Source organism: Sphingomonas sp. NPDC019816, assembly GCF_050274375.1.
Classification (GTDB): Bacteria; Pseudomonadota; Alphaproteobacteria; order Sphingomonadales; family Sphingomonadaceae; genus Sphingomonas.
The window spans coordinates 1-8,617 of sequence record NZ_JBNNOB010000146.1; the positions used below are offsets into that span (position 1 = coordinate 1).

10 protein-coding genes are annotated in these 8,617 nt (G+C 68.8%); 2 read left to right on the forward strand and 8 right to left on the reverse strand.

The window, feature by feature from the left end; translation table 11 throughout:
* Positions 1-78: 78 nt before the first annotated feature.
* The 8 genes from ACQKJZ_RS16450 to ACQKJZ_RS16485 form a co-directional block, all read right to left on the reverse strand.
* Positions 79-768, reverse strand: coding sequence for an N-acetylmuramoyl-L-alanine amidase (locus ACQKJZ_RS16450; protein WP_427732424.1), 690 nt, complete (start codon positions 766-768; stop codon positions 79-81).
* Between the two features lie 69 nt (positions 769-837).
* Positions 838-1,719, reverse strand: coding sequence for a CheR family methyltransferase (locus ACQKJZ_RS16455; RefSeq protein ID WP_427732426.1), 882 nt, complete (start codon positions 1,717-1,719; stop codon positions 838-840).
* Between the two features lie 11 nt (positions 1,720-1,730).
* Positions 1,731-2,798 (reverse strand): chemotaxis protein CheB, encoded by a 1,068-nt coding sequence (locus ACQKJZ_RS16460; RefSeq protein WP_427732428.1) that lies wholly within the window; start codon positions 2,796-2,798, stop codon positions 1,731-1,733.
* A 37-nt stretch (positions 2,799-2,835) separates the two neighbouring features.
* Entirely contained in the window at positions 2,836-3,201 is a 366-nt protein-coding gene (locus tag ACQKJZ_RS16465; RefSeq protein ID WP_312490638.1) for a response regulator, read from the reverse strand.
* An 82-nt stretch (positions 3,202-3,283) separates the two neighbouring features.
* Positions 3,284-3,712 carry a chemotaxis protein CheW gene (locus ACQKJZ_RS16470; RefSeq protein WP_427732431.1) on the reverse strand — a complete coding sequence of 143 codons (429 nt, stop codon included), beginning with the start codon at positions 3,710-3,712 and terminating at the stop codon, positions 3,284-3,286.
* Complete coding sequence (locus tag ACQKJZ_RS16475) at positions 3,712-6,036, reverse strand: chemotaxis protein CheW (protein WP_427732433.1); 2,325 nt, start codon at positions 6,034-6,036, stop codon at positions 3,712-3,714. Before ACQKJZ_RS16475 ends, ACQKJZ_RS16470 begins: the two co-directional genes overlap by 1 nt.
* Before the next feature lie 60 nt (positions 6,037-6,096).
* Complete coding sequence (locus tag ACQKJZ_RS16480; protein ID WP_427732435.1) at positions 6,097-6,741, reverse strand: histidine phosphotransferase family protein; 645 nt, start codon at positions 6,739-6,741, stop codon at positions 6,097-6,099.
* Positions 6,738-7,190 carry a M67 family metallopeptidase gene (locus tag ACQKJZ_RS16485; protein ID WP_427732437.1) on the reverse strand — a complete coding sequence of 151 codons (453 nt, stop codon included), beginning with the start codon at positions 7,188-7,190 and terminating at the stop codon, positions 6,738-6,740. Before ACQKJZ_RS16485 ends, ACQKJZ_RS16480 begins: the two co-directional genes overlap by 4 nt.
* A 17-nt stretch (positions 7,191-7,207) precedes the next feature.
* Here ACQKJZ_RS16485 and ACQKJZ_RS16490 point away from each other — a divergent pair, with 17 nt between their 5' ends.
* Positions 7,208-8,155, forward strand: a complete 948-nt coding sequence (locus ACQKJZ_RS16490) for an RluA family pseudouridine synthase (RefSeq protein ID WP_427732439.1) — start codon at positions 7,208-7,210, stop codon at positions 8,153-8,155.
* A gap of 68 nt (positions 8,156-8,223) precedes the next feature.
* Positions 8,224-8,617 (forward strand): sigma-70 family RNA polymerase sigma factor (locus ACQKJZ_RS16495; RefSeq protein ID WP_427732441.1); only part of this gene is annotated, 394 nt, incomplete at its 3' end.

The window sequence follows — 8,617 nt, forward strand, 5'->3', positions numbered from 1 at the left end:
GCCTGAGCGGAGGCCGAATGCAACCTTACCCCAACAGCCGTTCAGGCTGAGCGAAGTCGAAGCCCACGCCCCGCCCCCTCAATCATCCCCCTGCGGACGCGGCAGGAGCAGCGCCAGCAGGATCATCCGGCACTCCGCGTCGATCTCGCCGTCGATCAGCTCGGGCCGGAACCGCCGCTGGAACGCCATGATCGCCGCCATCCGGTCGGTCACGTCATAGCCGAAGCGCTCCAGCGCCAGGCAGAAGCCCGCCTCGGTCCACATCGGATCCATCAGATTCCGGGTCGGACGCGGCAGCGCCAGTCGCCGCCGGGCCAGCGCACCCCAGGGAAACAGCTCGCCCGGATCGCGCTTTCGCGCCGGGGCGATGTCCGAATGGCCGACGATGTTGCCGCGCGTGATGCCATGCCGCGTCTGGATGTCCGCGACCAATTCCATGACGGCGGCGATCTGTTCGTCGGGGAACGGGCGATAGCCCCAGTCATGGCCGGGGTTGACGATCTCGATGCCGATGCTCGCCGAATTGACGTCCTCGGTCGCGCGCCAGTGCGACTTGCCGGCATGCCAGGCGCGGTCCTCCTCGGCGACCATGCGCAGCACCGTGCCATCCTCGGCGACGAGATAATGACAGGACACCTTGGCCTCGGGATCGCGCAGCCGCGCGATGGCGGATTCCGCGTCCTGCATGCCCGTATAGTGCAGCACGATCATCGATATGGGCAAACTCCGCACGTCGAAATTGGGTGACGGCGTGTCGACGATCGTCATGCAACCTCCTGAACGGCCCCGGTCCGCTTTCGTCCGTCTAGCGGCAACGATCGCCCATGGATACGCCCCTCATGCCGTGCGAGGTTCCTCTTCCTCCGGGATTTTCTCGTACAGTCCCCTTCCGCCCGGGCTCAGGCGGAACAGCGCGGTCTGGCCGATCACCGTCTCGCCCGCGCCCAGGATCAAGCCGGCGCCGGGCCGCATGGCCGAGGCCAGGATGTCGAACACCCGCCTTTTGGCCTCCGGCGCGAAATACAGCATGACGTTGCGGCACAGGATCAGGTCGAAGCCGCCGGGCGGCGGCGGGTCTGAGACGAGGTTCATGTGCCGAAAGGCGATGTGGCGCAACAATTCGGGCCGCACGACCCATTCATTGTCCGCCCGCCCCTCGAACCAGCGGACCAGATGCCGGATGGGCAGTCCGCGCTGCACCTCGAACTGGGTGAAACTGCCGGCGCGCGCCTTGGCCAGGGCGGCCTCCGACACGTCGGTCGCGACGATGTCGGGCATGGCCGTCCCGAGGGCGTCGTTCCGCTCGGCAAGGGCCATGGCGATCGACAGCGGCTCCTGCCCCGTCGAACATCCCACACTCCAGATGCGCGCGCGCCGCCCGGTCCGTTCGATGGTGGCGACCGTCTCGGCGATCAGGTCGAAGACCTGCGGATCGCGGAAGAACGACGTCTCGCAATTGACCAGCGCATCCACCACCCGCCCCGCCAGCGACGGATCGCTGCCATCGAGGATCGCCAGGACCAGCTGGTCGAGCGTCTCCAGCCGGCGCTCGCGCATTAGCGGCAACAGCACGGTGTCGACGCGGGTCGAGCGGTGGCGGACGATCTGCTGGCCGGTCCGGGCCTCCAGCAGCGCGGCGAGCACGTTGAGGGCCTGGGCCGACGCCTTGGGCGACGGCGCGGGATGACCGGGTTGCGGGAATGGCGGGGCGGATCGCATGCCCGGCGCCGTCACGGGCGTATCCCTTGCGCCAGCATCGCGCCGATCGCGTCGGGCGGCAGTACCATGTCGGCCAGGTCGCCGCCGACGATCGCGCCGGGCATGCCCCAGACCACCGAACTCGCCTCGTCCTGCGCGATGATGGTGCCGCCCGCCTGTTTCAGGACCTGCGCGCCCTCCAGCCCGTCGCGCCCCATGCCGGTCAGCACGATGCCCATCGCCCGCCGGCCCCATATCCGCGCCATGGCGGCGAACATCGGATCGACCGAGGGCAGGCATCCGCTGGCGGCGCGTCCGCGCTCGAGCCGGATCGCGGCACCGCCATCGGCCATCGGCGCGAAGCCGATATGCGCATCGCCGGGGGCGACGACGATGCGGCCGGGGCGCAGGCGCATCCGGTCCTGCGCCACGTCGCAGGGCCGGCCCGCGACCGTGGCCAGCTGCGCCGCGAAATAGGCCATGAAGGCGGCGGGCAGATGCTGGGTGACGACGATCGGCACCGTCATCGTGTCCGGTAGCGGGGCGAGCAACTGGGCGAGCGCATGGATGCCGCCGGTCGAGGCGCCGATGCCGATGATCTCGGGCATCGCCATGCGGCTCATCGGGGCGGACGCCGGTCGCGACGCGGGCAATGGGGGTGCGACGTCGCGCGTCGTCGCCAGCGCTTCCAGCTTGTGACGCAGCGCCCGGCTGAACTCGCCAAGCCCCTGCGGACGGGGTTTGACCAGCGTGTCGGCCGCGCCGTGCGCCAGCGCCTGGACCGCCGCAGAGCCACCTGCGGGCGTGGAGGAGGATACGATGATGATGCGCGCCCCGCGTCCCGCGGCGAGAAGCCGGGGTAGCGCAGTGATGCCGTCGATGCCCGGCATCGCGACGTCGAGCAGGATGATGTCGACCTCGTTCTCCGCCAGAAACGCCAGAGCCGCAGGGACATGCGCGACCGCACCGACGACCGCGAAGCCCGGCCAGGGTTCGATCTGCCGCGCGATCAGCGCGCGTGCCACGACCGAATCGTCGACGATCAGGATGCGGGTGCCGGCATCCGGGGTGGCGGGTCGGAGATAGGGGGAAGAGGCCATGCCGGGGTGGCTCCGCACGAAGGTCCGGGCGACGGGATCAGATCATGCCGACGAGCTGAAGCTTGCTCTCCAGCGTCTCGCGATCGAACGGCTTCATGATATATTCGTCCGCGCCCGCGTCGATCGCCGCGCGGATATGCGCCATGCCGTTCTCGGTCGTGCAGAAGACAATGCGCGGCCGGGGCGTCACCTGAGCCTCGCGCAGCGCCCGCAGGAAGTCCATCCCGCTCATCACCGGCATGTTCCAGTCGAGCAGGACCACGTCGGGCACCGATTCGAGACACGCCTCCAGCGCCTCGCGCCCGTCGCCGGCCTCGCGCACCTCCAGATCGAGCGTTTCCAGGATGTGGCGGGCGACCTTGCGGATCACCTTGGAATCGTCGACCACCAGACAGGTTTTCATGCGGCATGCCTTCTACTGCAACCGATCCCGCCGGGACCTTGCCGCACTCTAGCCGGGCGAAAGTAAGGGCGAGGTTAATCGCTCACGACGCCAGCGCGGTCCCCTGAGGCACCAGACGCGCCAGATCGAGGATCAGCAGTGGTTCGCCATCGCGCACCACGATGCCGTCGACCGCACGGCGCCAGCGCCCGTGCGTGGGCGGCGCATGCGGCATCGGGCTGGTCTCGAACGTCTCGATATCGTCCAGCTCGTCGACCAGCATGGCGTAATAATGCCCGTCCTGCCGGGTAATGACCGCACGCCGCACATGGTCCGCCACCGCCTCAAGCCCCAGTGCCAGCCGGGTGTCGATGACGGTCACGACCCGGCTGCGCAGCGCGGCCAGCCCCCGGATCGAGGGTTCGACGCGCGGCACGTCCACCACCTCGCCGATATCGACCACGGCATCGACCTGGTCGGCATCGAACACCACGCCCTGCCCGGCGATCCGGGCGATCAGGAACAACGGCATCAGCGGCCTCCCCGGCGGGCATGGCCGGCCAGCGCGGCGATCAGCGCGGACCGGTCGTAACGATAGATGCTGTCGCCGTCGCCCCCCCCGTCACGGTCCCGCCGCAGCCGCACGACCGGCGCATCGACCGCCAGCGCGCTCACCGCGTCGTCCTCCATCATCAACCGCACGTCGGGCGTCGTGCCCGCCGCGAGGTGCAACGCGCAGCGATAGCCGTGCGCCTCCAGCACCGGGCGCAGGAACCGGTCCATCCACGCCGCCCCGGCGCCGTCGAGCAGACAAAGCGGCGCGGCTCCGTCGGACTGCGGCAGGCCGGTCGTCATGAACAGCGCCAGCGGGTCGAGGATCTCGATCGCATGGCCGTCCCAAACGGTCACACCCATTATCGGACCGGTGCCGGCGGCGGGTGCGATGTCGGCGGGCAGCGGAATGATCTCGATGGTGCACGCCATCGCATAGCCGCATTCGGCATCGCCATCGGTCAGGCGCAGCACCTCGATATCGCCGCCCCGCGCCGCCGCCGCCAGCGCATCGGGATTGGCCGCATGGAGCGGGATCGTCGTATCGCCAACGATCAGGCGGACCTGATCACCCGACCGGTGGATGGCGGCCGGCGCGATCCTTTCGACGCGATCGATCGCGCCCAGCGGGATCGCCCGGCGTGCGCCGTCGAGGTCTTCGAACAGCAAGGCGGGCGTACCACGCTGGGTCTCGCTCGCCGCGGCCTCGACCTCGGCGACCCGGTCGAACCGCAGTCCCGCCGCCTGCGCCAGCCCGCCGCCGTCGAGCAGCAGTATCGGCAGCCCGCTGTCCGGCAGGGTCTGTCCGGCGTAGAGTCCCGTCGCCATCACCGCCGGGGCGGCGGGCTTGACCACCACCTCCTCGGTATCGAGCACATCGTCGACACCCAGCGCGTAGTCGCCATCCCGCGTCGACACGATGACCAGCGTCGCGGGCGCCGAGTCCCCCAGGCCAAGAAAGGGCCCCAGCGGCAGCATGGGCAGGCGGCGTCCCCGCACCGTGGCGATCTGCGCCGGGCCGACCGGGTCGATCCGCACCTGCCGCCCGCGCACCCTGACGATCTCCTCGATCGACTGGCGCGCGATGGCGAAACGCTGTTTCCCCAGGGCAACAACGATGGTCGACATGATCGACAGCGTCAGCGGTACCTGGATGGTGAGGGTCAGGCCGTGGCCGGGCCGATTGTCGAGCGCGATCCGGCCGCCGACATGCTCGATATTGGCGCGCACCACATCCATGCCGACCCCGCGCCCCGACAGGGTGGAGACGGTGTCGCGGCTGGACAGGCCCGGCGCGAAGACCAGGTTCAGCCGCTCCGCCGGGCTCATGGCCGCGACCTGTGCGGCGCTGTGCAGATCGCTCGCCACCGCCTTGGCGGCGATGCGCGCGACATCGATGCCCGCGCCGTCATCCTCGATCTCGATCAGGATCTGATTGCCGGACTGGCGCGCGGTGACGCGGATCCGGCCCGCCGCCGTCTTGCCGCGCCGCCGCCGCTCGGCCGGCGGCTCGATCCCGTGGTCGATCGCGTTGCGGATGATGTGGACCAGCGGGTCGCGCATCATCTCGATCATCTCGCGGTCCAGATCGACGTCCGACCCCTCGATCCGCAGTTCGACCGCCTTACCCAGCTCCGCCGCCGTGTCGCGTACCATGCGGGGCAGCGCTGCGAACAGCGCATCGACCTTCTGCATCCGCGTGCGCGTCACCGTATCGCGCATATCGGCGACGGTCAGCGACAACCGGTCGAGCGCCGCCTCGACACGCGGATCGAGCACATCGTCGCGCAACCGGCGGGCCAGTTCATTGCGGGCGAGCACCATGTCGGACATGCCGCTCATCATCCGGTCGAGCAGATCGACGTTCAGGCGGATGCTGCGCGGCGCGGCGCGCGGTGCGGTCACCGTTCGGCGCGGGGCGGCGGCGGCCGGCGCCTCCACCTTCAGAAGCGCGGCGATCAGCGTTTCGTCATCCGAATCGTCGAGCGGCACCCCCGCCGCGATCGCCTCGACCACCGCGCCGATCCGGTCGACGATCGCCAGCACGCCGTTGACCAGCGCGGTGTCGGGCACCCGCCCGCCGTCGCGCACCGCCGCCAGCGCATCCTCGGCGGCATGGCTGAGCCGCGACAGGCGCGGCAGGTCGAGAAAGCCGCAGCTGCCCTTCACCGTATGGACGAAGCGGAAGATCGCATCGAGCCGCCCGCGATCGGCAGGGTCTGCTTCCCACGCGACGATCTCGCCGGACAGCGCGTCCAGCGTCTCGCGGGTTTCGGCAATGAATTCCGGCAGCAGGTCGTCCATATTTCCCCGGGACACCGAGAGTTCGGAGCCCGTCTTGCCGCCACAAGATTAAAAGGGCGTTTACCCAGCCCGGATCGCGGCCCCCAGGATCATGGTATTGGGCGCGGGCTCGGTGACCAGGGTCATGCCGCCATGCTCGACCGTCAGCGTGTGGATCAGGAAGGCGGGCGCGGTGCGCGAGCCGAGCGGCTCGCCCCCCTGTCCCTCCATCAGCACGCGGCGGATTTCGGGGTCGAGCAGGATGCGCGGCCCCTCCAGCCGGATCGCGATCTCGATCGCCTCGCGCCCCGCCTCGGCACCGATGTCGATCGTCCCGCCGCGTGCCAGCGCCTCGACCGCGATCAGCGCTAAATTGACCAGGATGCGCACCGCCGGCTTGGGCAGCGACGACGCCTCGACCAGCCAGCCCAGCGTGGTGCGGCGATTGTCGACCAGCAGCCCCTCGATCGCGGCCTTCGCCTCGGCCATGTCGACCCGCTCGCTGAAGCCGCCGCCCGCACCGAACGCTAGGCGGAAGAATTTCAGCTTGTTGGCCGAGGCGCGCGCACTGTCGGCCAGCAATTCCATGCACCGCGCCCGCATCGCCGGATCGGTTTCATCGGCGAGCAGCTCCAGCCCGTTATTGAGCGCGCCCACCGGCGACAGAAGATCGTGGCACAGTCGCGAACATAGCAGGCTCGCGAAATCCACCGGGCTGACGGTCATGCAAAATCCCTTGACGAAGTTTCCCTTTTTGCCGTGGGCGGGCCGTCGGCGCAAGCAAGCGTGAGCGGATCGAACCGGCCATGGCGTCGGCCCGCCGCGACCGCGCGCCAGGCAGTGACTGTACCGTCGCCGATGATCAGCCAGGTCGAGCCGTCGGGCGCGGCATCGGCGGCGTCGCGCGGCGACGGCTCGGCAAGGCCGGTCGGGTGCGAGTGGTAATGGCCGATCACCGCCGGTCCGCCGCCGCGCGACACGCGGTGCGCGGCGATCAGCGCGGCCGGATCGATCTCAAACCGATGCCACGGCTCGGGCGAGACGTTGGCGCAGGGCACGACAGCGACGATGCGGTCCTCCTCGCCCAGCAACAGCCCGCACACCTCGCGATCGGGCGACGCGGCGGCGGTTATCAACAGGAAGTCGAGCGCTTCGCTTGAAATCGTTACGGTCATGCCCAATTACCTATTCTATGGACCGGGGGGTTTCCATCATCGATGCGCGGATCGCGCCCACAGCGGATGGCTGGCGGTTGGACCGCGCGCTGGCCGATGCGGTGCCGACTCTGTCGCGCGAACGGCTGAAGGTGTTGATCGCCAGCGGTGCGGTGACCCGCGACGGCGTGATGGCACGCGACCCCGCCAAGCGGGCGGCGGCGGGCGATCTGTTCCAGGTCGCGGTGCCGGCGCCCCTCCCAGCGCATAACGAGGCGCAGGATATTCCGCTCGTCATCGCGTACGAGGACGAACACCTCATCGTCTTGGACAAGCCCGCCGGTCTGGTCGTGCATCCCGCCGCCGGTAATTTCGACGGCACCCTGGTCAATGCGCTGCTCCACCATTGCGGCGGATCGCTGTCGGGGATCGGCGGCGTCGCGCGGCCCGGCATCGTCCACCGGATCGACAAGGACACCTCCGGCCTGATGGTCGCGGCCAAGACCGACCGCACGCATGAGGGGCTGGCCAAGCAGTTCGCGGCGCACTCGATCGACCGCCGTTACCGCGCGATCACCGGGGGTATTCCCCGTCCCGCCGATGGCACGGTCGACGCGCCCCTCGCGCGCAGTCCGCAGAACCGCAAGAAGGTGGCGATCGTGCAGGGCGGCAAGCGCGCCGTCACCCATTATCGCACCATCGAGAAGCTCAACAACGCCGCGCTGGTCGAATGCCGGCTGGAGACGGGGCGCACGCATCAGGTGCGGGTGCACATGCAATCGCTGGGTCACGCCTTGCTGGGCGATCCCGTCTATGGTAGAACAAAGGGTGCTCAAAAAGCCCTGCTCGATGAACTCGATTTCCGGCGCCAAGCCCTGCACGCGGCGCATCTGGGCTTTATTCATCCCATAAGTGGTAACGCTTTGGCGTTTGAGAGCCCGATGCCGCCCGACATGCAGGAACTGTTCAGCCGGCTTCACGTATAGCAGAAGACCGCCTTGCCCCGGATCACGGAGGCGGACGGAATGAAGCTCCAGAAAGGGAGATAAGGATCATGGCAAAAGGCAGCAACGTCCCGGCGACGATTCCTGCACTGGGCGGGGAGCAGTCGCTCAACCGCTATCTCGCCGAGATCAAGAAATTCCCGATCCTTGCCCCGGAGCAGGAATATATGCTCGCCAAGCGCTTCCAAGAGCATGGCGACCCCGAGGCGGCGGCGCAGCTCGTCACCTCGCACCTGCGTCTCGTGGCGAAGATCGCGATGGGTTATCGCGGCTATGGCCTGCCCACCTCCGAGCTGATCTCGGAGGGCAATATCGGCCTGATGCAGGGCGTGAAGAAATTCGAGCCGGATCGCGGCTTCCGCCTCGCCACTTATGCGATGTGGTGGATCAGGGCCTCGATCCAGGAATATATCCTGCGCTCGTGGAGCCTGGTGAAGATGGGCA

Excerpts from the sequence above, each read along its gene's own strand:
- ACQKJZ_RS16455 (WP_427732426.1), bottom strand. The coding sequence starts at position 1,719 with ATGCGATCCGCCCCGCCATTCCCGCAACCCGGTCATCCCGCGCCGTCG.
- ACQKJZ_RS16465 (WP_312490638.1), bottom strand. The coding sequence starts at position 3,201 with ATGAAAACCTGTCTGGTGGTCGACGATTCCAAGGTGATCCGCAAGGTC.
- ACQKJZ_RS16475 (WP_427732433.1), bottom strand. The coding sequence starts at position 6,036 with ATGGACGACCTGCTGCCGGAATTCATTGCCGAAACCCGCGAGACGCTG.
- ACQKJZ_RS16480 (WP_427732435.1), bottom strand. The coding sequence starts at position 6,741 with ATGACCGTCAGCCCGGTGGATTTCGCGAGCCTGCTATGTTCGCGACTG.
- ACQKJZ_RS16485 (WP_427732437.1), bottom strand. The coding sequence starts at position 7,190 with ATGACCGTAACGATTTCAAGCGAAGCGCTCGACTTCCTGTTGATAACC.
- ACQKJZ_RS16490 (WP_427732439.1), top strand. The coding sequence starts at position 7,208 with ATGGACCGGGGGGTTTCCATCATCGATGCGCGGATCGCGCCCACAGCG.
- ACQKJZ_RS16460 (WP_427732428.1), bottom strand. The coding sequence starts at position 2,798 with ATGGCCTCTTCCCCCTATCTCCGACCCGCCACCCCGGATGCCGGCACC.
- ACQKJZ_RS16450 (WP_427732424.1), bottom strand. The coding sequence starts at position 768 with ATGACGATCGTCGACACGCCGTCACCCAATTTCGACGTGCGGAGTTTG.
- ACQKJZ_RS16470 (WP_427732431.1), bottom strand. The coding sequence starts at position 3,712 with ATGCCGTTGTTCCTGATCGCCCGGATCGCCGGGCAGGGCGTGGTGTTC.